Source organism: Bacillus sp. OV166 (genome assembly GCF_900177675.1).
Classification (GTDB): domain Bacteria; phylum Bacillota; class Bacilli; order Bacillales; family Cytobacillaceae; genus Neobacillus.
Genome location: NZ_FXWM01000001.1, coordinates 2,094,367 through 2,118,138 on the forward strand (window position 1 = coordinate 2,094,367; position 23,772 = coordinate 2,118,138).

The 23,772-nt window shown below is 38.3% G+C and carries 18 protein-coding genes; all 18 read left to right on the top strand.

What is annotated here, in order from left to right:
* The first annotated feature begins 108 nt into the window (after positions 1-108).
* The 18 genes from CCK98_RS10050 (at position 109) to CCK98_RS10135 (ending at position 23,765) form a co-directional block, all read left to right on the top strand.
* Positions 109-798 (top strand): hypothetical protein, encoded by a 690-nt coding sequence (locus tag CCK98_RS10050; protein ID WP_256942541.1) that lies wholly within the window; start codon positions 109-111, stop codon positions 796-798.
* Positions 799-811: 13 nt separating this feature from the next.
* Positions 812-1,792, top strand: coding sequence for an electron transfer flavoprotein subunit alpha/FixB family protein (locus CCK98_RS10055; RefSeq protein WP_088086459.1), 981 nt, complete (start codon positions 812-814; stop codon positions 1,790-1,792).
* A 142-nt stretch (positions 1,793-1,934) separates the two neighbouring features.
* Positions 1,935-2,744, top strand: a complete 810-nt coding sequence (locus CCK98_RS10060) for an ABC transporter ATP-binding protein (RefSeq protein ID WP_088086460.1) — start codon at positions 1,935-1,937, stop codon at positions 2,742-2,744.
* Positions 2,745-3,101: 357 nt separating this feature from the next.
* The gene (locus tag CCK98_RS10065; protein WP_088086461.1) at positions 3,102-3,980 is read left to right on the top strand and encodes an SCO family protein; all 879 of its coding nucleotides are present in this window, start codon (positions 3,102-3,104) and stop codon (positions 3,978-3,980) included.
* A gap of 337 nt (positions 3,981-4,317) precedes the next feature.
* The gene (gene mmsB, locus CCK98_RS10070) at positions 4,318-5,307 is read left to right on the top strand and encodes a multiple monosaccharide ABC transporter permease (protein WP_088086462.1); all 990 of its coding nucleotides are present in this window, start codon (positions 4,318-4,320) and stop codon (positions 5,305-5,307) included.
* A gap of 268 nt (positions 5,308-5,575) precedes the next feature.
* Complete coding sequence (locus tag CCK98_RS10075) at positions 5,576-7,645, top strand: bifunctional aldolase/short-chain dehydrogenase (protein WP_088086463.1); 2,070 nt, start codon at positions 5,576-5,578, stop codon at positions 7,643-7,645.
* 9 nt (positions 7,646-7,654) lie between these two features.
* On the top strand, positions 7,655-7,807 hold the full coding sequence (gene sda / locus CCK98_RS10080) for a sporulation histidine kinase inhibitor Sda (RefSeq protein WP_088086464.1): 153 nt from the start codon (positions 7,655-7,657) through the stop codon (positions 7,805-7,807).
* A 261-nt stretch (positions 7,808-8,068) separates the two neighbouring features.
* Positions 8,069-8,986, top strand: coding sequence for a DMT family transporter (locus CCK98_RS10085; protein ID WP_088086465.1), 918 nt, complete (start codon positions 8,069-8,071; stop codon positions 8,984-8,986).
* A 244-nt stretch (positions 8,987-9,230) separates the two neighbouring features.
* On the top strand, positions 9,231-10,649 hold the full coding sequence (rhaB, locus tag CCK98_RS10090) for a rhamnulokinase (RefSeq protein ID WP_088086466.1): 1,419 nt from the start codon (positions 9,231-9,233) through the stop codon (positions 10,647-10,649).
* A 20-nt stretch (positions 10,650-10,669) separates the two neighbouring features.
* Positions 10,670-11,923, top strand: coding sequence for an L-rhamnose isomerase (gene rhaA / locus CCK98_RS10095; protein WP_088086467.1), 1,254 nt, complete (start codon positions 10,670-10,672; stop codon positions 11,921-11,923).
* Positions 11,924-12,102: 179 nt separating this feature from the next.
* Positions 12,103-12,864 carry a DeoR/GlpR family DNA-binding transcription regulator gene (locus CCK98_RS10100; protein WP_088086468.1) on the top strand — a complete coding sequence of 254 codons (762 nt, stop codon included), beginning with the start codon at positions 12,103-12,105 and terminating at the stop codon, positions 12,862-12,864.
* Positions 12,865-13,118: 254 nt separating this feature from the next.
* Positions 13,119-14,702, top strand: coding sequence for a glycoside hydrolase family 43 protein (locus CCK98_RS10105; RefSeq protein ID WP_088086469.1), 1,584 nt, complete (start codon positions 13,119-13,121; stop codon positions 14,700-14,702).
* A gap of 67 nt (positions 14,703-14,769) precedes the next feature.
* Entirely contained in the window at positions 14,770-15,648 is an 879-nt protein-coding gene (locus tag CCK98_RS10110; protein WP_179195752.1) for a sugar phosphate isomerase/epimerase, read from the top strand.
* 18 nt (positions 15,649-15,666) lie between these two features.
* Positions 15,667-16,764: a Gfo/Idh/MocA family protein gene (locus tag CCK98_RS10115; RefSeq protein WP_088086471.1), complete on the top strand. Its 1,098-nt coding sequence runs from the start codon at positions 15,667-15,669 to the stop codon at positions 16,762-16,764.
* A gap of 105 nt (positions 16,765-16,869) precedes the next feature.
* The gene (locus CCK98_RS10120) at positions 16,870-18,060 is read left to right on the top strand and encodes an MFS transporter (RefSeq protein WP_088086472.1); all 1,191 of its coding nucleotides are present in this window, start codon (positions 16,870-16,872) and stop codon (positions 18,058-18,060) included.
* A gap of 65 nt (positions 18,061-18,125) precedes the next feature.
* On the top strand, positions 18,126-20,402 hold the full coding sequence (locus tag CCK98_RS10125; RefSeq protein ID WP_088086473.1) for a glycoside hydrolase family 3 N-terminal domain-containing protein: 2,277 nt from the start codon (positions 18,126-18,128) through the stop codon (positions 20,400-20,402).
* Between the two features lie 73 nt (positions 20,403-20,475).
* Positions 20,476-21,636 (top strand): serine hydrolase, encoded by a 1,161-nt coding sequence (locus CCK98_RS10130; protein WP_088086474.1) that lies wholly within the window; start codon positions 20,476-20,478, stop codon positions 21,634-21,636.
* Between the two features lie 404 nt (positions 21,637-22,040).
* Positions 22,041-23,765, top strand: a complete 1,725-nt coding sequence (locus CCK98_RS10135) for a sensor histidine kinase (protein ID WP_088086475.1) — start codon at positions 22,041-22,043, stop codon at positions 23,763-23,765.
* Positions 23,766-23,772: the final 7 nt, after the last annotated feature.

Here is a 23,772-nt window from a genome sequence, read left to right on the forward strand (position 1 = left end):
GAGATGCATATCGTCGTATGCCTAAAGCATGTTCTTGATCCGGAAATTACTCCGCGTTATTTTCAAATTGACCCAGAGACCAATTGTCCGGTGAATGGAGATTCCGACATGGTTTTGGACTCTTTTGCCGAGAACGCGCTTGAATTGGCTATTCAACTTCGAGATAAAACACCGGGTGCTACGGTGACTGCCATCTGCCTGGGTGACGAATCCTCGGAGGAAGTTCTGCGCCGAGCCTTTGCCTTCACGGCAAACGCTGCCGTACGAGTTTGGGATTCGGAGTGGGAAAATCTCGACGGTCAGGCCGTTGGGCATATCCTTGCGGAAACTATCAAAACCCTTGGTGGTGCGGAGCTTGTACTGACCGGATATCAAGCAAGTGACATTGAGGAAGGCCTTGTTGGACCAGTCATGGCTGAAGAACTTGGGATTCCTTGTGTGACGCTTGTCTCCGAACTTGAACTGGATGAAGGCAGTGTAAAGTCTACTTGCGAAGCAGAAGGCGGTTATACTGTGGCGAGTGTTCCGTTTCCAGCTGTTTTTACAATTATCAGTTCTGAGGCAAATGTCCCTCGCCTCCCAAAGGTTAAAGATATCCGACTTGCGAGGAGCAAGCCAATCACTCGATTTGAATCAGATGATATTGATTTAGAGCATGTGCGGTGTCAGCCGGGTGTTAAATTGGAGCGGGCCTACGTCCTAAACAGAGATGTCAATTGCGAAATCCTTTCTGGCAGCGATGGCTCAGAGCTCGCAGCTGAATTGACTGACAAGCTCTTGGCACTCAAGATATTATAGGAGGTCTCAAACTATGTCCAAAATCCTTATCTTTACAAATCAGCAAGAAGAATTACTAAGCCCTGGTGCCAAGGAAGCACTGGCATTCGGCAGTCGATTGGCAAGTGCCACCGCCGGAAGTGTGGAGGCTGTCTTGGTTGGACCCGCGACTGAGGCTGGTGCAAAGGAAGCAATTGCCTTTGGAGCAAGCAAAGTATATACCATTAATAATCCTTTACTTTCTGAATATCAGGTTGAACTTTACGTGGATTGCCTCTTCACTGTTTTCCAACAATCTGCTGCCGATACGCTGCTCCTCTCCTTCGATAGAATGGGTAAGGATCTTGTAGGTCGACTGGCTACACGCATTGGCGCATCTGCCATAACAGAGGTGACTGATTTTAGAACTGAAGGCGATAAGCTGACATGGGTGCGCCCAATTTATGGTGATAAAGCATATGGGGAGTATTCAACTACACGTCCTAAGGTGGTTGTTGGCATTCGCCAAAAGAGTCAGGAACTGGCTGTACCTGATTCAACGCGCATAGGTGAAATCATTTCTGTTGATTACTCCGTTCCAGAGGAAGTTGTTTTAACAAAACTGGTGGTGAAGATTCAGTCTGCCTTGTCAGATATCCGTCTTGAGGATGCTACAATTATTGTCTCCGGCGGTAGAGGTCTTGGCGGACCTGAAGGCTTTCAAGATTTGCAGTCCCTTGCAGAACTACTGGGCGGGACAGTCGGTGCTTCAAGGGCAGCATGTGACGCTGGATGGGTTCCTTCTAACCTGCAGGTAGGACAAACGGGAGCTGTTGTTGCTCCAGACCTTTATATTGCGGTCGGAATATCCGGTGCCAGTCAACATCTAGCAGGCATTACCAGTGCAAAGACCGTTGTTGCCATCAACACAGATTCAGAAGCACCCATTTTTAAACGGGCCAATCTCGGTGTAATCGCCGACTACAAGACAGTGATACCAGCACTTACGGAGAAACTGAAAAAGGTCCTTGTTTAAGGAAGACTCAGCTAAAAGATTCAAAATCCTATTTTAAGTCCTCATTTTGGTAGGACTTATTTTTTGTTTTCTGAAAATTTGGTACAATGGGGTTGCCAAAATTTTATATTCAACCTACGAATGATAGAAAGGAGTAAAAATGATGGTTTTAAAGCTTGAAAATGTCTCTTTATTACGAGAAGGAAATTGGATTTTACAAGATGTAAATTGGAAGATTAATAGAGGCGAAAACTGGGTTTTATTTGGATTAAATGGCTCGGGTAAGACAGCCATATTAAATTTAATAAATGCCTATAATTTCCCGACAAAAGGAAAAGTAATTGTACTGGGGATGGAATTTGGGAAAACCTATCTAAGTGAGAAACTGCGTAAACAGATCGGATTTGTCTCTTCATCCCTTCAGGAAAAATTTCATCCAGGGGATAATGCGTTTGAGGTTGTCTTAAGCGGTGCCTTTGCTTCTATCGGTCTTTACGAAACACCGACAGATGAAATGAGAAAAAAGGCTGTTGAACTATTGGAATCACTTGGTTGTATAAGGTATGCGAACCGAAATTACGACAAATTATCACAAGGAGAAAAGCAGCGTGTCTCAATTGCTCGTGCGTTGATGGCTGAACCTTCTTTGCTCATTCTCGATGAACCTACGAATGGATTGGATTTTATCGCGCGCGAACAACTGTTAGAATCGATTGAAAAAATTGCAGAAAATTCCGGTGCTCCGACATTGATTTATGTAACACATCATATCGAAGAAATTTTACCAGTTTTCACTAAAACCTTATTACTAAAAGAGGGACAAGTTTTTGCAGATGGAAAGACATGTGAATTGATATCTAGTCAAAAACTAACGGCGTTTTTCAATCTTCCAGTTCATGTGGAGTGGAAGAACAACAGGCCGATGCTTTCTAGACTACAGGTTGATGAGAAAGATAAACTCAAGGCCTATTGATGATTGAAAAAGGCGCATGAATAATTCATGCGCCAACACCGCATTAATAAACACTCATCGGCATATCTAGTTCTTCTCCAAGCTCGATAAAAATTCCCTCCCTATATAAAAGACTATTAATCTGGTACTGTCATAAAATATAGCAATGAATATCGTAGAAATTTGTATAATGATGTGGAGAAATTTGGCGAATTGATACTGTCTTAATAATGTTCAAAAAAAATTCGAAAAGCGCAGGTAACTACCTTTTCATTTTGGTTGAAACTGTATAATACTTCACAGTTTTTATGAAGATTGTAGTATATAGTGAAAGGGAGCTGAGATATTAAAATTTATCTGACTGAGAGGTTTGGCAAGATGAACCGATTTTCTGTCTTTATAATGAGTCTTATTATCATATTTATCGCGGGCTGTGGGGCATCCAATAATTTAACTGTGAAACTTATCACGCCAAAAACATTTACCCCAGGAAAAATAATTGCGATGCAATTTACCGTAGTCGACAATAAGGGAAATCCGATTGAGGGTGCCGAAGTGAATGCCAATTTAAATATGAAAAACATGGATCACGGGACAACTCCTGTCACTGTGGAAGAATTAGGTGACGGCAAATATATAGGAACTGCTAATTTAGCGATGAACGGTGACTGGGTAGCTTCAATTAAAGTGGAACACGACGGGGAAATGGTTGAAGAAGAAAAGCAATTCACTGTCGAAGCAAAAACTTTGGAGAATGCTCATAAAGTGACCCAAGAAGTTACCTTACCTGAATTTAAGTTAATCGACGAAAATGGGAATTCAGTCACAAAACAAAATCTGATTGGAAAAACCGTCGTTTTGACCTTTACTTATGTGAATTGCGTGGATCCGAATGCATGTCCGGTTTTGTTGGGGAACTTTAGCAACTTGCAACAGGATTTGAAATCGAAGGGAAACAATACAGATAATCTTTTACTCGTTTCCGTTTCCCTTGACCCTGAAAATGATACACCAGAAGCCATGAAGGAACACGCAAAGAAAATGAATTTCGATATGTCCTACTTAAAAATGCTGACAGGAGATATGAATGAGATTCAAAACTTGGCAGACACGCTTGGTGAACATTTTGAAAAAAAGAATTCGGAAGTTTTACATGATAATAAAACCTTTATTTTTAACGAGGATGGAAAGTTGACGCATGAATTTACCGGCAGCATCATTGATCGAAATGAACTATACCAGATTGTACAAGAGTAAAAATAAGTCTGACTCCTACTAGTATCTGAGAAGCTTTGTTATTTCCTGAGAGGGGAATTAACAAAGCTTCTTTTTGATATGGCCAAAATGTATGCAGGGATAAAAGGGTTAAAGATTTTTGAGAAAAGCATTTTTTAAAGAAAAAAGTATTGAGAGTTATCGCAGGAAAATGTATGATATGGCAAAGATAAAGAACTTTTGAATCCAGAGTTAGTAAAAATAAATCAGCTATTAGCTAAGAATATAGTAATGATGCAATAATTGAAACTTATGCTCAATGAATCTTCCAATCATTGAAATGTAAGGGCTTTTATAAAATTTAGTATTGGCAATAGGGATGATTTTAGTTATTATTACCGGACATATTGATCTATCGGTTGGTTCAATAGCAGCCTTTGTCGGAGCTATATCTGCTATTTTAATGGTTAATTATGAAGTTCCAATCTCAGCCGCAATTATAATCTCATTATTAATTGGTGCACTTATTGGCGCTTGGCAAGGATTTTGGGTGGCATATGTCAAAATTCCTGCGTTTATTGTTACTCTAGCAGGAATGCTTTTGTTTAGAGGATTGACTATGGTTGTGTTGGAGGGCAAATCAATCGCCCCATTTCCTGAAACATTTCAAAAAATTAGCTCAGGTTTCATTCCAGATGTGTTTGGTGGAGCGAACCTTCATATTTTAACTCTTGTCATTGGAGCTCTGCTATCTGTCATTCTAATCTTCAATGAATTGAAAATTAGAAAAGTTGAAATAAAATACAATTTAGATGTTTCACAAATAGGAATTTTCATTTTGAAGATTATTGCAATAGTTGCCTTAATTAATGTATTTGTGTACGTTCTTGCTACTTACGAAGGAATTCCTAATATTTTAGTTATCTTGGCTTTATTAATATTGGCTTATCAATTTATTACAACAAAAACAATTGCAGGGCGTCACATTTATGCGATAGGCGGAAATGAAAAAGCAGCCAGTTTATCAGGGGTCAAAACAAAGCGGGTTACATTCTGGGTCTTTGTAAATATGGGAGTGTTATCAGCTCTATCTGGGCTACTGTTTGCTGCTCGATTAAATGCTGCAACACCTAGAGCAGGAAATCTTTTTGAACTTGATGCGATTGCAGCATGTTTTATTGGCGGGGCATCAGCATATGGTGGAGTAGGTACGGTTCCAGGGGCTATTATTGGTGGTCTTGTTATGGGTGTCATGAATAACGGAATGTCCATACTAGGTTTAGGAATAGATTGGCAGCAAGGTATCAAAGGCCTTGTATTATTAGCTGCAGTAGCTTTTGATATCTATAATAAAAACAAATCATCATAATTTACCTTAATAAATAAGAGTAGACCGCTATCTTTAATTGGTAGGGGTCTTTCTTTATGTTTTGTCTATGTCGAAAATCGTGCAGATAAATTAGAGTCCGCTTTAATCCTTCGACATGATGTTGGGTTATTCATTGCAAGAAAAAGGTACAAACAGAAATAAATAAAAATAAAAATTTGTATTTTGTATATTCAAAAATAAACAAAAATGATTTATAATAAAAAACAGAACATAATAAACGCATAAATAAACAAACGGGGGAATTCAGATGGTAAAGAATCTTTGGGATACTGAAAAGGCTTCACAAGTTTTAAAAGGAGTAGAAGAATTAGTGTATCGGTCCAACTTGATTGGATCAGATCGTGCCGTATGTAACTGGGGTGGCGGCAATACATCGATGAAGACAACTGAAAAGGATTTTCGCGGTCGTGATATAGAAGTGATGTGGGTAAAGGGAAGCGGTTCCGATTTGGCAACAATGAAGGCTCATAACTTTACAGGCCTAATTCTAGAAGATATCCGTCCACTATTTGAACGTGATGAAATGACAGATGAGGATATGGTGTCCTATCTTTCACATTGCATGATTGACAGTAAACATCCAAGAGCATCGATCGAAACATTATTACATGCGTTCTTACCATATAACCATGTAGACCACACACATCCAGATGCGATTATTAGCCTATGCTGTGCTGATAATGGGAAGCAGCTTGCTGAAGAGATTTTTGGAAATCGTTTTGTTTGGGTTCCATATGTACGGCCAGGCTTTACACTTTCAAAAATGATCGCAGAAGGAGTAAGAAATAACCCAAATGCGGAGCTTGTCTTAATGGAAAAACATGGACTTGTTACGTGGGGAGAAACTTCAGAAGAGTCCTATGCCAAAACAATCGAAATTATTAATGAAGCAGAACAATATATAAATGAAAGAATTAATGAAGGAACCGTTTTTGGTGGTCAAAAATATGAATCTCTTACCGACGAAGAAGCAACTAGCATCCTAGCAAAAGTAATGCCAGTGATCCGCGGAGCAGTAAGTGATGAAAAGAAAATGCTGTTAACGTTTGACCGTGGTGAAGATGTTATTCAATTTGTAAACAGTCACCAAGCACCAGAGCTTTCTCAAGTAGGTGCGGCCTGTCCAGACCATCTCGTCCACACAAAAATGGTTCCACTTTATATCAATTGGGATCCACAAACGAAGGACGTAGAAGCCTTAATTGCTAGTGTAAAAGAAGGGATTGACAATTTCAAAGCACAGTACAAAGAATACTTTGACCGCAACAAACACGAAGGCGATCAAATGTTTGAACCAGCTCCACGTGTTATCTTAATCCCTGGAATTGGTATGGTGAACTCTGGAAAGGATGTTAGCAACTCTAGAGTCAGCGGTGCATTATACCACCGTGCAATTGCGGTAATGAAAGGTTCTACTACACTCGGAAACTTTGTTTCATTAAGTGAAAATGAATCCTACAACGTAGAATATTGGCCATTAGAATTATATAAATTATCGCTTGCTCCAGCTGAAGCTGAGTTTTCTAGAAAGGTAGCTTTTGTTACTGGCGGAGCTGGTGGAATTGGCAGTGAAACTTGCCGTCGCTTTGTTTCTGAAGGAGCACATGTAGTTGTAGCAGACTTGAATCTTGAAGGTGCAGAAAAGGTTGCCGCTGAAATTAATGAAAAGTACGGAGCAAATCGTGCCCTTGCTGTGAAGATGGATGTAACCAAAGAAGAGCAAGTTGAATCAGCCTTTGATCAAACAGCACTTACGTTTGGCGGGGTTGATATCATTGTAAACAATGCTGGCCTTGCTACATCAAGTCCAATTGACGAAACGTCTCTTCAAGAGTGGAACTTAAATATGAATGTACTAGGAACTGGTTATTTCCTAGTAGCCCGCGAAGCATTCAAGCAAATGAAACAGCAAGGCATTGGTGGAAACATGGTGTTTATCGGATCGAAGAACTCTGTATTTGCTGGAAAAAATGCAGCTGCCTACAGTTCTGTAAAAGCACTTGAAACACACTTGGCAAGATGTATTGCTGCTGAAGGCGGCGAGTTTGGCATTCGTGTCAATTCTGTCCTTCCTGATGCCGTTCTTCAAGGATCTACTATTTGGGGATCAAGATGGCGTGAAGAACGTGCTGCAGCATATGGAATTGATCCTGATCAATTAGAAGATCACTATCGCAAACGTACAACTCTATTAGTTAATATCTATCCTTCAGATATCGCTGAATCAATCGCATTCTTTGCCTCATCAAAATCAGATAGAACAACTGGATGTATGTTAACGGTGGATGGCGGAGTGCCAGCTGCGTTTACGAGGTAAGATAGTTATGTGAAAACTAATTGGAATGAAAATATAATGAAGAAACTAAGCATTGCACAATTGCTGGAAACATTAAATAAAGCCATTGAGTTAAATTTACAACAAGACTTTATTGATTTAATAGTTTATGAGTTAGATAGAAAGCAATTTAAGATTAATTAACATAAAAAGTTGACTCCATAAGAGGGGTCAACTTTTTGTCATAACATCTATAAAGAGTTGAATAGATGGATTTATATTTTTTTTTTCCAAGCAATAACAAGTTCACAATCGTGATCCTTTACGCCATCAATCTCTATAAAACGAAGTGTTAGGAAAGAGGAATGAAAATTCCTTTTGATAATTCTTTCGATAAGCGAAATACCATGCTATACTAATAAAAGTCACCAACAAAAACATTTTGAGAAGGGTTGTCTATGGTAAATGTCGAGTAGTATGATAAAAGCTTTTATTAGTCTCTTTTTGGTTTCTGTTTTATGGGGGTGCAATTATCCGGTCAGTTCCTATTTACTGCAAGGATTTTCACCTGTTTTTTTATCAACCGTTCGAATTTGCTTTACCTCACTTTTTTTGATAATCGTTGCCATGATTCATAAAGGAATGAAGCGTCCCACCATTTCAGAGTGGAAATACCTCATTGGTGTTGGAATCTTTGGAACCCTGTTAAATCAAACCTTCTACTTTACGGGTCTCCATCATACAACCCCAGCTAACGCCTCATTAATAATTTCCTTGGCACCGATAGCGACAATTCTATTGGAACGAATCATCTTTAAAGTCCAGTTTACCATTAAAAAATCGGCAGGAGCCATTATTAGTTTAATTGGTGTTTTTTCAATTATTGGTGTTGCAAATGGCGGTTTGGGAATCTCATGGGGAGATTTTAACATACTAATCGCCATGCTTTGCCTCTCGATTAGTATATTATTTATCCGAGGTTTATCAAAAACTATGAACACATTTATTATTACGATATACTCAACCGTACTAGGAAGTGTACTAATGATTCCTGCTGCCGGAGTCGAAAACTTTGTGAGCGGCTCTGTCATCAGCCATTCTCTTTTTATGTGGATTTTGTTAATTTTTGCTGGGATCATGGCTCAAGGTATTGCTGGGTTTTGGTGGAATAAAGGCGTAGCTAAAGTTGGTGCAGGTACAGCTTCAATGTTCATGAATATCCAGCCGTTTGTCGCCATCATAGCCTCTCATTTTATTTTAGGGAATCATATCTTGCTGAATCAAATCATTGGCGGTATTTTGGTATTACTAGGCGTATTTATTGCAAATATGCCATCGGTAAAAACCGTGGTTTCTACTGGGTCAAATAAAGCGGTAATGTAAAGAGTCTTCCCACTGATTGGTCTAAAAGGTCGATCTTTCACAAAAACTATCAATACATCCTGAGAAATGGAAAGGGACGATGAGATGAAAACACCACAGAAAAATTCTGTGGTGTTTTTTGGTATTTAAGAATTAAGGTTGGCAAATAAGGACAACAAATTGGTCGAATTACGTTATAGGAAAATCGTATTTTTCTAGTAAGATAGAGTTATCAGTAAGCGTTTCCAACCGAGAGGTGATGTTAATGACAAAATACAGTATTGCTGTTGATATTGGTGCATCAAGCGGCCGGCTAATACTAGGATATTTAGAAAATGGGTTATTAAAACTAGATGAAATTCATCGTTTCGATAACAAAATTGTCAAAAAAGGTTACTCCTATTGCTGGGAAGCCGACAAGCTTTTTCAAGAAATCAAAAATGGATTAAAAAAGTGCAATGAGCTTGGCATAAAACCAGATAGTATCGGAATTGATACGTGGGCCGTCGACTTTGTGTTATTGGATGAAAACGATCAACCATTAACAGAGGCTGTCTCATATCGTGACCCGAGAACAGACGGGGTGATGGAACAGGTTTTTGAAAAAATCATGAAAGAGCGTCTGTATTTAGAAACAGGCATCCAGTTCCAAAAGTTTAATACCATCTATCAATTGTATTCGATTAAACAAAGCTCTCCAGAAATCCTAGATAAAGCAAAATCATTCTTAATGATTCCAGATTACTTCAATTATTTACTGACAGGAAAAAAAGCAAATGAATATACAAATGCTACATCCACCCAACTTGTAAATGCTTTTACGAAAAAGTGGGATCATGACTTATTGGATCTATTGGGAATAAATAAGGAAATGTTCCATGAAATTAAGACACCGAAGACTGTTCTTGGAACATTAAAAGAAGAACTAGTTTCAGAGTTAGGCTTTGACCTTCAAGTGATTCTTCCAGCAACACATGATACAGGTTCAGCGGTTATTGCCGTACCTGAAGAAAATGAAACGATATATATCAGTTCAGGAACATGGTCGTTGATTGGAGTTGAAAACTACTTCCCAATCTGTGTAACGAAAGCACTGGACTACAATTTTACCAATGAGGGCGGAATCGATTATCAATACCGCTTCTTAAAAAATATTATGGGACTTTGGATGATTCAAGAGGTAAAACGCAACTACAATAATGAATATTCTTTTGCCGAGCTGGTTGATTTAGCTAGAGAGGCTAAGGACTTTAAGGCAGTGGTTAATGTCAATGATGACCGTTTCCTAAAACCTGAGAACATGGTCCAGGAAATCATGAATTATTGTGTGGAAACGGATCAGCCAATTCCTAGCACACCTGGAGAAGTCGCGAAGTGCGTATATGATAGTTTAGCAGTTAGCTATCAGGATGCCGTTCAAGAAATTGAAGAAATTTTTGAAAAGAGATTTGAAAAAATCAATGTCATCGGCGGCGGCTGTCAAAATGAAATGTTAAATCAACTTGTCGCTGATGTAACGAAGAAAGAAGTATATGCAGGACCTATTGAAGCGACTGCGATCGGTAATATCGTCGCTCAGTTAATGGCACTCGATGAAATTCAAGATATGAAAGAAGCACGCACGATTGTTAAAAAATCATTTGAGGTAAAGAAATATTTGCCAACTGCACCGATTACAAACTAACCTTGGAGAGGAAGATATTTATGTCTACTAAAGAAAACTACGAACTTGCTAAGAAGGCTTATGAAAAATGGGGAATTAATGTTGATGAAGTAATCGAAACCTTAAAAAATATTTCGATTTCGGTTCACTGCTGGCAAGGTGATGATATCGGTGGATTTGAAGTGAACCCTAAAGAATTATCTGGTGGAATTTCTGTTACTGGAAATTATCCAGGTAAGGCAACGACACCTGAAGAATTAAGAGCAGACTTAGAAAAAGCACTTTCCTTGATTCCAGGTAAACATCGCGTCAATTTACATGCCATTTATGCGGAAACTAATGGAGAAGTGGTAGAAAGAGACCAGCTAGAACCAAAGCATTTTGAAAATTGGGTAAAATGGGCAAAGGAAAATGGATTAGGCTTGGATTACAACCCAACGCTATTCTCACATCCCAAAGCAGATGACGGTTTGACACTTTCCCATCCAAACGAAGAAATCCGTGAATTCTGGATCAATCACTGTATTGGCAGCCGGAAAATTGGTGAGTATTTCGGAAAAGAACTAGGTACACCTGCCTTAACAAATATTTGGATTCCAGATGGCTATAAGGATATTCCAAGTGACCGCCTGACTCCAAGAAAAAGATTAAAAGAATCATTAGATAAAATTTTTGCCGTTGATGTAGATGAAAGATTTAATCTTGATGCAGTAGAAAGTAAAGTGTTTGGAATTGGCTCCGAATCTTATGTAGTTGGTTCTCATGAATTTTATCTAAATTATGCAATGAAAAATGAAAAATTATGTTTACTGGATACAGGGCACTATCATCCAACAGAAACAGTATCAAATAAAATTTCATCGATGTTATTATTTAGCGAAAAGCTTGCCCTGCATGTTTCAAGACCTGTACGTTGGGACAGTGACCATGTAGTTATCCTTGATGATGAATTAAAGGAAATTGCCTTAGAAATTGTACGTAATGATGCGTTAGACCGTGTCATCATCGGACTTGACTTCTTTGATGCAAGCATCAATCGTGTGGCTGCTTGGACAATAGGTACACGTAACATGATTAAAGCATTGCTTTATGCGATGCTGGTTCCAAATGAATATTTGAAACAGCTTCAAGAAGAAGGCAACTTCACTGAAAGATTAGCGTTAATGGAAGAATTCAAGACCTATCCATTTGGTGCAGTTTGGGATTTTTACTGTGAAAAAATGGGCGCTCCAGTAAAAGAATCTTGGTTAGAAGAAGTAAAAGCGTATGAGCAAGAGGTTTTATTAAAAAGATAAGTGGATTTATTAGGGGAAGACTCAAATAGGAGATTTATAGACTCCTTTTTGGGTCTTCTTTTTTTAATTTTTACATGTTTGTTTTTCAAAAATATATGTTATAGTTATAGTGAGAATGAATAAAAAACAAATACAAAACAACATAAATAAAAATAGCGGGGCAGGAAGGGGCAGAACAAGTGCTTGTTGCAGAAAGACAAAAAAAGATTGTCGAATTGGTTAATGAACGATTAAGTATTCGGGTTACGGAGCTTAGCAAGATTTTCTCTGTAACAGAGGAAACGATTCGTCGTGATCTTGAAAAGCTTGAAAAGGAAAATTTATTAATGCGCAGTCATGGCGGTGCGGTTAGTATTGAGAAAGATCAATCGGAGACCTCCTATTTGGAAAGAGAGATTACGAATGCTGCTGAAAAGAAAGCGATAGCAAGAGCAGCCGTTCAATCTATTGAGTCTGGTGACCAAATTGTTTTGGATGCAAGTACTACCGCATGGTATGTCGCAAAGGAACTGCCAGATATGCCTTTAACCGTTCTTACAAATTCAATAAAGGTAGCCATTGAGCTTAGTAAAAAGGAACAAATAAAAGTGATTTCTACTGGCGGAACTTTACTATCACAATCTCTTTCATATGTTGGACCACTTGCAGAGCGCTCCCTTGCCATGTATCACGTTAACAAAGTCTTCCTTTCCTGCAAAGGGGTACACCTTGATAAAGGGCTAAGTGATTTAAATGAATTGCAAGCGTTATTAAAAAAGCAGATGATGGAAATAGCCGATGAAACCATTCTAATGGTTGATTCCAGCAAATTTGGGACACGTGCTTTTTCGCATATTTCACCAGTTTCTAACATCGATTGCATTATTACCGATTCAAATATAAATGAAGAAACTAGAATCGAGTTGGAAGAAAAAAAGATAAAGTTAGTAATTATCAACTAGCAGGCCAAGTCCGGTCTGCTTTTTTATACACTTTAAGCCAAACATTAAAACGTGTATGGCTTGTTTGATTTGTCTCTGTGAGTTATTTTTATTTTTTTAAAAAGTCGGAATTTTGAAAGAAATTAGTCGGATTTACAGTAGGAAAGGGTTTTCATTTGTTTTATCTTTAATATAGAACAAACTATCTAAAATTTCTCCTGCAAATAAATCATTACAAAATAAGATTCGTAATGAAAAGAGGATGTGACAATGAAATGAAATATTCAAATCCAGTTATTAGCGGATTTCACCCTGATCCAAGTGTTTGCAGGGTTGGCAAAGATTATTATTTGGTTACCAGTTCGTTTGAATTTTTTCCAGGAATTCCGATTTTTCATAGTACCGATTTAGTCAATTGGAAACAGATTGGCCATGTATTGACGCGTGAAAGTCAGCTTCCGCTCATCCGCATTCATAGAATGGGACCTTCACAAGGAATATTTGCTCCAACAATCCGTTATCATAATGGATGCTTTTATGTAATTACAACCAATATCTCAACAAATAAGAATTTTTATGTTCATGCCGAACAGCCAGAAGGTCCTTGGTCTGAGCCAATAGTCGTTGAGGGCTGGGGTGGAATTGATCCGTCCTTATATTTCGATGAAGATGGGAAAGTTTATTTGAGTGGAACAAGCTCTTTTGGTTCCAGTGAACCTGTAGGAATCTATCAGGCTGAGCTTGATATTGAGTCTGGACAGCTGTTAACAGAGCGTCAGTTAATTTGGAAAGGAACAGGGGGCAGCTCTCCGGAAGGGCCGCATCTATATAAAATCAATGGATGGTATTATTTAATGATTTCAGAGGGTGGTACAGAATATGGCCATATGGTAACGATTGCAAGAAGCAGAAGCCCTTACGGGCCTTTTGAGAGCAATCCCAATAATCCAATCCTGTCGAATCGGAGTACTGATGAACCAATTCAAGCCACCGGTCATGCAGATTTGGTCCAAGCAGAGGACGGTACTTGGTGGTCTGTGTTTCTAGGGATCAGACCTGTGGGCTATCCAAAACGTCATCACCTTGGGCGTGAAACCAATCTTGCTTCAGTCCATTGGACAGAGGAAGGGTGGCCCATTATTGGAGCAGCAGGTCGAGCAGAATTGGTGAATGAAGCCAGATTACTTCCATTAGATCAATCCCATCCATGGCAGGAAAAAGAAAATTTTGATAACGCTTTCCTTTCGCCGGTTTGGAATTTTTACCGTAATCCGATGGCAGGCTCTTGGTCAGTAACGGAACGATCTGGTTGGTTAACACTATATGGTCAATCTTCCACATTGAATGATTCAGGATCTCCCACATTTGTTGGCCGCAGGCAGCAGCATTTTAACTGTGAGATTTCGGCCCTTATGGAATTTATCCCAAATGAAGATGGAGAGGAAGCAGGACTTACCGTATTTATGAACGAGAATTATCATTATGAAATTGCTAGAGCACTTAAGGAAGGAAAGTCTATTATATTATTCCGCCGCCGAATTGGCAGCCTGTGGAAGGTAGAAGCAGAAGTAGAGTATGACGAGCCGACCGTTGTCTTTGGAATTCAAGCAGATGACTTTAGTTTTACCTTTTCTATTACATCCTCGAGTGGAGAAAAAATCACTTTGGGTAAAGGGGAAAGTTCTATACTTGCGACTGAAGTTGCTGGGGGTTTTACGGGCTTATTTTTTGGAATGTATGCGACTGGAAATGGCAAGATTTCTACTGCACCTGCCCATTTTGATTATTTTAACTATGTACGAGGTGAAGATTCAAAAACTGATTTACTAACAGCATTAATAGGTGCATCAGTAGATTAATAACTAATAAAGTTATCAGCCAATGAATGTTTTAAACGACGAATCTATAAAAAAAGGGGAAGTAAAAATGACAATGGAAATTGGATTAAATTTATTTTCAGTATTTAGAGATTTAAACGAGGATTATTTCGGTACGTTAGAAAAGGTAGCTCAAATAGGGTACAAAAATATAGAGTTGATTTCTGTTAATTTTTCTACAGGCGAGCGCTTTTCGGATACCTTTTCCCTACCAGTCATCAAACAGAAGTTTGACGAGCTAGGATTAAAAGCGTTTGCAGCACATGAAGGTGTTGCCCCTGGTAAAGCGTTACTAGATGCTGATTGGGATAAGATTATTCAAGAAAATGCAACACTTGGATGTCAGTCTATTGTTTTCCCGATGGCTTTTATATCAGGCCGTGAGGATACCCTTCAAACAGCCGAACATCTAAATCAAATAGGAAAAAAGTGCAAAGAAGCGGGGATGAACTTTTACTATCATAACCATGCGCATGAGTTTAAGAGAATAGGAGAAACATCCTTATTTGAACTTCTAGTTGAAAATACCGATCCAGCGAACGTGAAATTTGAGCTGGACCTCGTTTGGGTTATGAGAGGCGGATATGATCCTCTTGCATTGCTTGAGAAATTGGGGAGTCGCTGCGACATGATCCATCAGAAGGACTTAGGCAAACATGTAAATCCAGTTAGTATATTTACCGCATCGAGCCAAGAAGAAAGCAATGACCTGATGAAAATATATACAGAGTATGTGAAGCCAAATGATTTTGTCAATCTCGGAACTGGTATCGTTAATTTTCAAGAAACCTATCAAATACTTAATGAATTAGGATACATCCGTTATGCAATTGTGGAAAACGAAGGACATCTAGGAGATAAATTTACAAGCATTTCGGGGGATTTAACAGTAATGGAGAAATCTATAAAAGGTCTTATCAAAAATTAATTAAGAGGAGTGTTCCTAATGTCTAAAAAGTTAAATATTGGAATCATCGGCTGTGGCGGAATTGCCAATCAAAAGCACATGCCTTCATTGGCAAAGCTTGGTCATTTAGGAGAAATGACTGCCTTTTGCGACGTGGTAGAGGATAGAGCCGTTAAAGCAGCACAGCAATTCGGCACAGAAGAGGCAAAAGTTTATACCAATTATAAGGAGTTATTACAGGATGGCTCGATTGATGTTGTTCATGTACTTACTCCTAATCTGCAACACTCCTTTATCACTGTTGATGCACTAGAAGCAGGAAAGCATGTCATGTGCGAAAAGCCAATGGCCATCAATTCAAAAGAAGCCGAAGAAATGATTGATGCAGCCAATCGAACAGGAAAGAAGCTTACAATAGGTTACCAAAACCGTTTTCGTGATGACTCGGAAGTATTGTACAAAGCTTCAAGTGAAGGTGAATTCGGCGATATTTATTTTGCTAAGGCACATGCCATTAGAAGAAGAGCGGTTCCTACATGGGGGGTGTTTCTTGATGTAGAACAACAAGGTGGCGGACCATTAATCGACATCGGTACACATGCATTGGATTTGACGCTTTGGTGTATGGACAATTACAAACCGCAATCTGTAACAGGTTCCGTTTTCCATAAGCTTGCAGATAAACATGAAGGAAATTTGTTCGGACCATGGGACCCAGAAACATATAGGGTAGAAGATTCAGCGTTTGGATTTATTAAAATGGAAAATGGGGCCACGATCATTTTAGAATGTTCTTGGGCATTAAATACAACGGATGTTCGAGAAGCAATGGCAACCTTATGTGGCACAGAAGGTGGTGCTGAAATGAAAGCATTACCAAATTCACCTACAAGTGAGTTAGTTTTCAATGGCACAAAATACGGAAAGTTGGTTGAAACGAAACCTGCCACAGGCGGAGGAATTGCTTATTTTGATGCAGGGGCAGAGGAGCCTGGAGTAAAAGAGGCGAGACAGTGGCTGGAATGCATTATTAATGATACAGAACCACTTGTTAAACCGGAACAAGCATTAGTTGTCACACAAATTTTAGAGGCGATATATACCTCAGCAAAGACAGGAAAAACAATAGACTTTTAATAAACGGGCAATCAAGAATAAGAAAATGGGGGATTTTAGATCCTCCTTTTTCCTACCTGTTTCTGAGCAAAAAGGTGATCCTCTAATTAAAGGAGTAAAAAATTCGTGTCGAATACACCATCGTTATGGAACAAAACCTTTTTTATTATCATGTTTGCTAATGCATTTGCTTTTTTCGCATTTGATATATTGCTGCCAACTCTCCCACTCTTTTTGGCAAAACATGGGGGACTCGATATATCCCAAATAGGATTAATTATCGGGAGTTTTACTTTTTCAGCCATTATCATTCGTCCTTTTACTGAATTCTTTACCAATAAATTTGGAAAAAAGAAAACATTAGTAGTCTCCATTCTTATTTGTTTAATCTCCTCTCTAGGTTATTATTTTGGGACAAACTTCATCCTTGCACTTTCCATTCGTATTCTGCATGGTTTCGGTTTTGGTCTTGCTGTCACGATTCTTTCCACTTTAGCAGCGGAGATTATTCCAAAACAAAGAAGGGGCGAAGGGATGGGTATGCTTGGGAATGGTACAACGATTGCTTTAGCATTATCGCCATTTGTTGGGATATGGCTGTTTAATTCCTATAATCCAATCATATTATTCGGTACCGCAGGAGCTAGTTTACTAATCTTCCTGTTTTGTATTAGTTTCATTTCTTTCCCCGAAAGTGTGATCAATTCCAATCAAAAAGAAACATCATTCCTAAAATCATTGATTGAACCTTCTGCTATTTTTCCTAGCTACTTGATGCTTTTATTTGGCATATGCATGGGCGGAGTCATTAGTTTTATGGCACTTTATGCAAAAGAGTTAGAGATAGAAGGTGTAGAATGGTTTTATTTCGTAAATACGGTTAGTGGATTCTTAATCCGTTTCATTTCAGGAAAAGTATTTGACCGTAAAGGACATGCTTGGGTGTTAGTTCCAAGTTCGATCTCAGTCATAATTGGTTTTGTATTAATATATCAAACTACTACTTTAAGTGATTTAATCATTGCTGCAATCCTATATGGGATGGGTACAGGATCATTATTCCCTTCCCTCCAGGCCTGGGCACTGAATAATACGAAGCCTGAACGGTATACGAAAGTAACCGCCATGTTTTTTAATTCATTTGACTTAGGAATTGGAGGAGGGTCTGCCGTTCTTGGTTTGATTGCGGCAAAAACAAATTATGGTTCTATTTATTTGTTTTCAGCCTTCGTAATGGTATTTTTTCTCCTTGTCTATTGTTCCGTATTATTTTTAAACAAACAAAACATGGTGAGAATTCAGAAAAGAGCAAATTGAATATTGTGAGCAACTTTGGAAATGAAGATGGTCACTACTACACTGTTTTCATTGGAGGATTATAAATGAAAAATGTTAAAACAAAAATCGATACTGAAGATCATATCAAATATGTGGAAAATAAAGGTGGACCAACGTTAGGATATTCCGAAACTTCTGGAGTTACGATCATCCAAAAAGATGGCCATTTTTTTAAGGATTTAAACAAAGATGGAAAAATAGATAAATATGAAGATTGGAGATTAACTCCTGAGGAGAGAGCAAAGGACCTTGCATCTAAAATGACAATTGAGCAAATCGCGGGACTCATGTTATATAGTAGGCATCAAGCCGTTCCTGCAGGGAGTAAGGGTTGGTTTGCTGGTACGTACGGGGGTAAGTCCTACGAAGAAAGCGGTGCGAATCCATGGGACTTAAACGATGAACAAATCGAGTTTCTTTCTAAAGATAATTTAAGACATATCCTCGTAACTACGGTCGAAAGCCCTGAGTCTGCTGTGCGATGGAATAACAATATTCAGGCTTTTGCAGAAGGGACAGGGCTTGGTATCCCAGCAAACAACAGCTCAGATCCACGCCATGGTTCAGATTCTAGTACAGAATTTAATGCAGGAGCGGGAGGCAACATTTCTATGTGGCCTGAGCCACTTGGTCTTGCGGCAACATTTAATCCAGAAGTGGCAGAAAGATTTGGAGAAATAGCCTCAAAGGAGTACCGGGCTTTAGGCATTACAACTGCATTATCGCCGCAAATTGATATTGCAACAGATCCGCGTTGGTTCCGTTTTAATGGAACCTTTGGTGAAGATTCACAGCTTTCCGCTGATATGGCTCAAGCTTATGTGGAAGGTTTTCAGAATTCAGCAGGTGATAAAGAAATTACTGAAGGCTGGGGTTATTACAGTGTTAATGCAATGGTAAAACATTGGCCGGGAGGCGGCTCTGGCGAGAGTGGAAGGGATGCACACTATGGATATGGTAAGTTTGCCGTTTATCCAGGCGGCAACTTTGAAGAACATTTAATTCCATTTACTGAAGGTGCCTTTAACTTACCTGGAAAAACAAAGATGGCTTCTGCGGTTATGCCTTATTACACTATTTCAGTGGAACAAGATCCGGTAAATGGAGAAAATGTTGGTAACTCTTACAATTCTTACTTAATAAATGATTTGCTTCGAAAAAGATATGGTTATGATGGTGTTGTTTGCACGGATTGGATCATTACTGCCGATGAACCAGAGAATATTGATACGTTTGTCGGCGGGAAGCCATGGGGTGTTGAAAATCTGACCGTTGCCGAGCGGCATTATAAATTAATTTTAGCTGGGGTCGATCAATTCGGAGGGAATAATGAAGCGGGTCCAATCCTGGAAGCGTACCAAATGGGGATTGCTGAATTTGGTGAGGCATGGATGCGCAAGCGCTTTGAAGAATCAGCAGTACGTTTATTAAAAAATATCTTCCGTCTAGGAATCTTTGAAAATCCTTATATAAAAGTGGAAGAAAGTGTTCATGAGGTTGGGAAACCAGAGTATATGCAGGAAGGATATGAAGCGCAGCTTAAGTCTATTGTTATGTTGAAAAATAGGAATAGCATCCTGCCACTAAATAAAGAAAAAGTCGTCTATATCCCTAAAAAATATACACCTGCAGGCAAAGATTGGTTTGGTAATCCAACACCTGAAAAATTCGAATATCCAGTTAATATCGATGTTGCTAGGAAATATTTTAAGGTAACGGATAACCCTGAAGATGCAGATTTTGGATTGGTCTTTATTAGCACTCCTAAGTCCGGAACTGGTTATAGTCATGATGATGTAAAGGAAGGTGGAAATGGATATGTACCAATCAGCCTTCAATACAAACCCTATACGGCGATTTATGCTCGAGAAAAAAGTCTTGCTGGTGACGCTCGTGAGGGTGATGTTTTAAACCGATCGTACAAAGGAAAAACGGTGACTCCAAGTAATACCAAGGATTTGGATATGGTGGTAGAAACAATTGAAGTAATGAAAGGAAAACCGGTAATTGTTTCGCTTCTCCTATCGAACCCGACAGTGGTGGATGAATTTGAAAAGAATGTCGATGCTATTATTACGAATTTTGGGGTTCAGGATCAAGCTATTTTTGATATTTTAACAGACGGAGCTGAGCCTTCGGGTCTTCTACCAATGCAAATGCCTGCTAACATGAAAACCGTCGAAGATCAATTGGAAGATGTGGCCCATGACATGGAGTGTCATGCAGACTCTGAAGGTCATGTGTATGACTTCGCATTTGGTCTTAACTGGGCTGGTAGGATTCAAGATGATAGAACAAAAAAATATCAAAAAACCAAATAGAAAAAAGTAACCTAAACAACAAAGAAAAAAGTTAAGAATGAAACTCGAAAAATGAAGAGGAGATGAAAGCCGTATGAAGTCGTTTCAAAACTTAAGCCCATTATTAAAAAGTTTTGTGGAAAGGGGGCCTGTTGGCTGCGCCTGTTCTGTTATGCACCATGGAGAAAAGGTATTTGAAGAGTACATTGGCTATGCTGATTTAGAAACTCAAAAACCTGTTTCTACCGATACGCTTTTCCGGATCCACTCCATGACAAAGATCGTTACATGTACAGCTGCCATGATCTTATATGAACGAGGGCTGTTTTTGTTGAATGACCCGCTCGAGGAATATTTACCTGAATTCAAAAATCCACATGTCTACCGGACTGCTAAAGAAGGAGAACAGATTATAACGCCTGCATCAAATTCTATCAGGATCAAAGACCTGTTCACGATGACATCCGGTTTAAGTTATAGCTGGGGAACAACAGAACAGGAAAGCGAGGTAAGAAGAGTAGAGGAACGATTAAATAGTCAGGATGATTTTACCCAAGAAACATATATTCGAACACTTTCTAAAGCACTAAGTACGATTCCTCTTGCGTTTGATCCCGGAACCGGATGGAAGTATGGTTATAGTCATGATGTTTTGGGAGCATTAATAGAGGTGGTATCCGGAAAGACTCTCGGCCAATTCTTAAAAGATGAAATCTTCCAACCTTTATCAATGAATAACACCTTCTTTAATCTGCCTGATGAGAAAAAAGATTTCCTTTCCAGCTTTTACATACGGAATGAGGAAGGCAGCCTGATAAAAAGCTCGGATATGTTTCCAAAAGTAAAGACTCGCTTTGAAAGTGGTGGCGGAGGTCTATTCTCTACGCTAAGTGATTATAGTCAATTTGCTCATATGTTAGCCAGTGGCGGGGAAATGAATGGAAATCGAATTATAGGAAGAAAAACAATCGAACTAATGTCAATGAATCATCTAAACTCGGAGAATTCAGTTGATTATAATTGGGATCGCCTGGCCGGGTATGGCTATGGTCTTGGAGTGCAGATAATGATGAATCCTCCATTGTCAGGCAGCAACAGCCCTGTTGGTGAATTCGGCTGGAACGGCATGTCAGGAACATGGGTAACGATTTGTCCAAAAGAAAATCTTTCTGCTGTTTATATGCAGCAAATGCTGCCAAACTTTGAGGACTCTCAGCAGCCTAGACTACGATCTGTTATTTATGGAGCACTTTGAGCCTAAAAAAACTTCTATAAAATAAGTCTTGGGTGAAAATTAGCTCAAGGCTTTTTGTTTTTCATTAAATTCCTATAATAATAAGAGTATGATTCTTTTATGAAATTCTTTTTCTTTTTTTATTTATATAATAAAATATTACTATTTTTCGATGAATATTACCATACATCAAGTTAGAAATTAATATAATTAGATTGTAAATCTGAAAACGCTTTCTATTAATTCGATCGTAACTAATAGCCGTGAGTAAAAAATAGCTCTCGGCCTTTTATTATTGACTATCACTTATTTTAGAAGGATTCCCTTAGTAAGCCTTTTTTTAAAATGGACTTTTCAGAATATTTTTTAATTTATATTGTATAATTGGAATTACATTTTAGAGAGTTTACAACTGGAGGATCACTATGGGAAAAATGAAACTAGTTTTCAATTCGTTACTGTTTAAACTCTTTTTGAGTGTGTTTTTAATTATTGGACCATTAATTGTCGTTCACATTGTAAATAACTACTATGCGGTCGAAGTTATCAGGAGCCAGGTGGCCCAGTCAAACAAAAATATGCTGAATATTTATATGGACCAAATTGACCGAAGTTTGGAGGGTGTTGGAAACTATATCTTTCAAACTACACAAAACAATACAGATTTATATTTTCTTCAATATAATGAAACGATAGATCCCAATGATTATGAAGAAGCAAAAATACGTTTATTTAATTCTATTACCAATCAGTCTTATTTCTACACTGCCATCGATTCCATTTTTATTTATTCGGATGCCTATAAGGATTTCCTATTTACACAAAAATCCGGTGACAATTATTTTGAACGCTATGAAGCAAGAGACGAAATTTACCAGTTGTTTGAGAAAAACCCGGAGCAGCTTAGAGAAGGGAAATGGAATATTTGGAAGGGTGCAAAAAATTATTACTTGCTTCAATATTATAAAGTAGATGGAGTATATGTAGGCGCCTGGGTGAATATGGACAAGCTTATTACTCCGTTTAAATATATTGATTTTGGAGAAACAGGAAGAGCCTTGTTGGCAACTTCAGACCTAAAACCGATTACAAATAAGAAATTTATTGAAAAGGAAAAAATAGATTTATCGATTAAGAAGGAAAAGTATATTATTACTGGGAAAGATAACCGTTTTGTTTTAATGAAAAAAAAATCATCACAAAGTGATTTCTATCTTGCAGCATTGATACCTGAAAGAGAAATCCTAGAGAAACTACCATTTTTACAAAGAATATCGTCGGTTATTACTTTTTTAGCTGTTTTGTTCTTACTATATTTTATCTTTATCATGAGAAAGGTATTTCTTCAACCAATTAATCGAATTGTCGCCGCTATGAAAAAACTACGACAAGGTGATTTGGATATCCGCCTTCCCATCCATCGAAATTCTACTGAGTTTGAGGTGATGAATGGTACTTTCAATCATATGATTTCTGAGATTAAGGATCTTAAAATAAATGTATATGAGGAAAAGCTAAATTTTCAAAGAGCGGAATTAAAACACTTACAGCTGCAAATCAACCCCCACTTTTTCCTTAATTCATTAAATATTATCTATAATCTAGCTACAGTTAAGGATTTTGCAGTCATCCAAGAGATGGCAAAATGTCTGGCCAATTACTTTCGTTTTATGTTTCGGAGTAATTCATATTTTGTTAGCTTAGAAGATGAACTAAAGCATACGGAAAATTACTTAAAAATTCAACAGCTCAGATTTCCCGATACTTTTAAGTATTCTGTTGAATCACCACCAGAGCTTTTAGAATGTAAGATTCCTCCGCTTGTCATTCAAACGATGGTGGAAAATTCAATTAAACATGCCTTTAATCTAGATGACCCGCTTGATATTTTAATAGTGGTAAAAAAGAATGAGGACCCTGGGTTTATAAGTATAAAAATTCAGGATACAGGTGATGGATTTCCTGACGATGTTTTACGCAGTTTGAAAGAAGACGAATCTTTAACAAATGCTGAAGGCGAGCGCATTGGAATATGGAACGTTAAACAACGACTAAGTTTGTTATATGGAGAAAAATCAAATATCCAATTTTCGAATGAACCAGGCAAAGGGGCGACTGTTCGGATACGAATTCCGAACAATATAATTTAAGTCAAGA

Coding starts and splice junctions, on each gene's coding strand:
- CCK98_RS10050 (WP_256942541.1), top strand. CDS start 109: ATGGTTTTGGACTCTTTTGCCGAGAACGCGCTTGAATTGGCTATTCAA.
- CCK98_RS10055 (WP_088086459.1), top strand. CDS start 812: ATGTCCAAAATCCTTATCTTTACAAATCAGCAAGAAGAATTACTAAGC.
- CCK98_RS10060 (WP_088086460.1), top strand. CDS start 1,935: ATGGTTTTAAAGCTTGAAAATGTCTCTTTATTACGAGAAGGAAATTGG.
- CCK98_RS10065 (WP_088086461.1), top strand. CDS start 3,102: ATGAACCGATTTTCTGTCTTTATAATGAGTCTTATTATCATATTTATC.
- mmsB (WP_088086462.1), top strand. CDS start 4,318: ATGATTTTAGTTATTATTACCGGACATATTGATCTATCGGTTGGTTCA.
- CCK98_RS10075 (WP_088086463.1), top strand. CDS start 5,576: ATGGTAAAGAATCTTTGGGATACTGAAAAGGCTTCACAAGTTTTAAAA.
- CCK98_RS10085 (WP_088086465.1), top strand. CDS start 8,069: ATGTCGAGTAGTATGATAAAAGCTTTTATTAGTCTCTTTTTGGTTTCT.
- rhaB (WP_088086466.1), top strand. CDS start 9,231: ATGACAAAATACAGTATTGCTGTTGATATTGGTGCATCAAGCGGCCGG.
- rhaA (WP_088086467.1), top strand. CDS start 10,670: ATGTCTACTAAAGAAAACTACGAACTTGCTAAGAAGGCTTATGAAAAA.
- CCK98_RS10105 (WP_088086469.1), top strand. CDS start 13,119: ATGAAATATTCAAATCCAGTTATTAGCGGATTTCACCCTGATCCAAGT.
- CCK98_RS10110 (WP_179195752.1), top strand. CDS start 14,770: ATGACAATGGAAATTGGATTAAATTTATTTTCAGTATTTAGAGATTTA.
- CCK98_RS10115 (WP_088086471.1), top strand. CDS start 15,667: ATGTCTAAAAAGTTAAATATTGGAATCATCGGCTGTGGCGGAATTGCC.
- CCK98_RS10125 (WP_088086473.1), top strand. CDS start 18,126: ATGAAAAATGTTAAAACAAAAATCGATACTGAAGATCATATCAAATAT.
- CCK98_RS10130 (WP_088086474.1), top strand. CDS start 20,476: ATGAAGTCGTTTCAAAACTTAAGCCCATTATTAAAAAGTTTTGTGGAA.
- CCK98_RS10135 (WP_088086475.1), top strand. CDS start 22,041: ATGGGAAAAATGAAACTAGTTTTCAATTCGTTACTGTTTAAACTCTTT.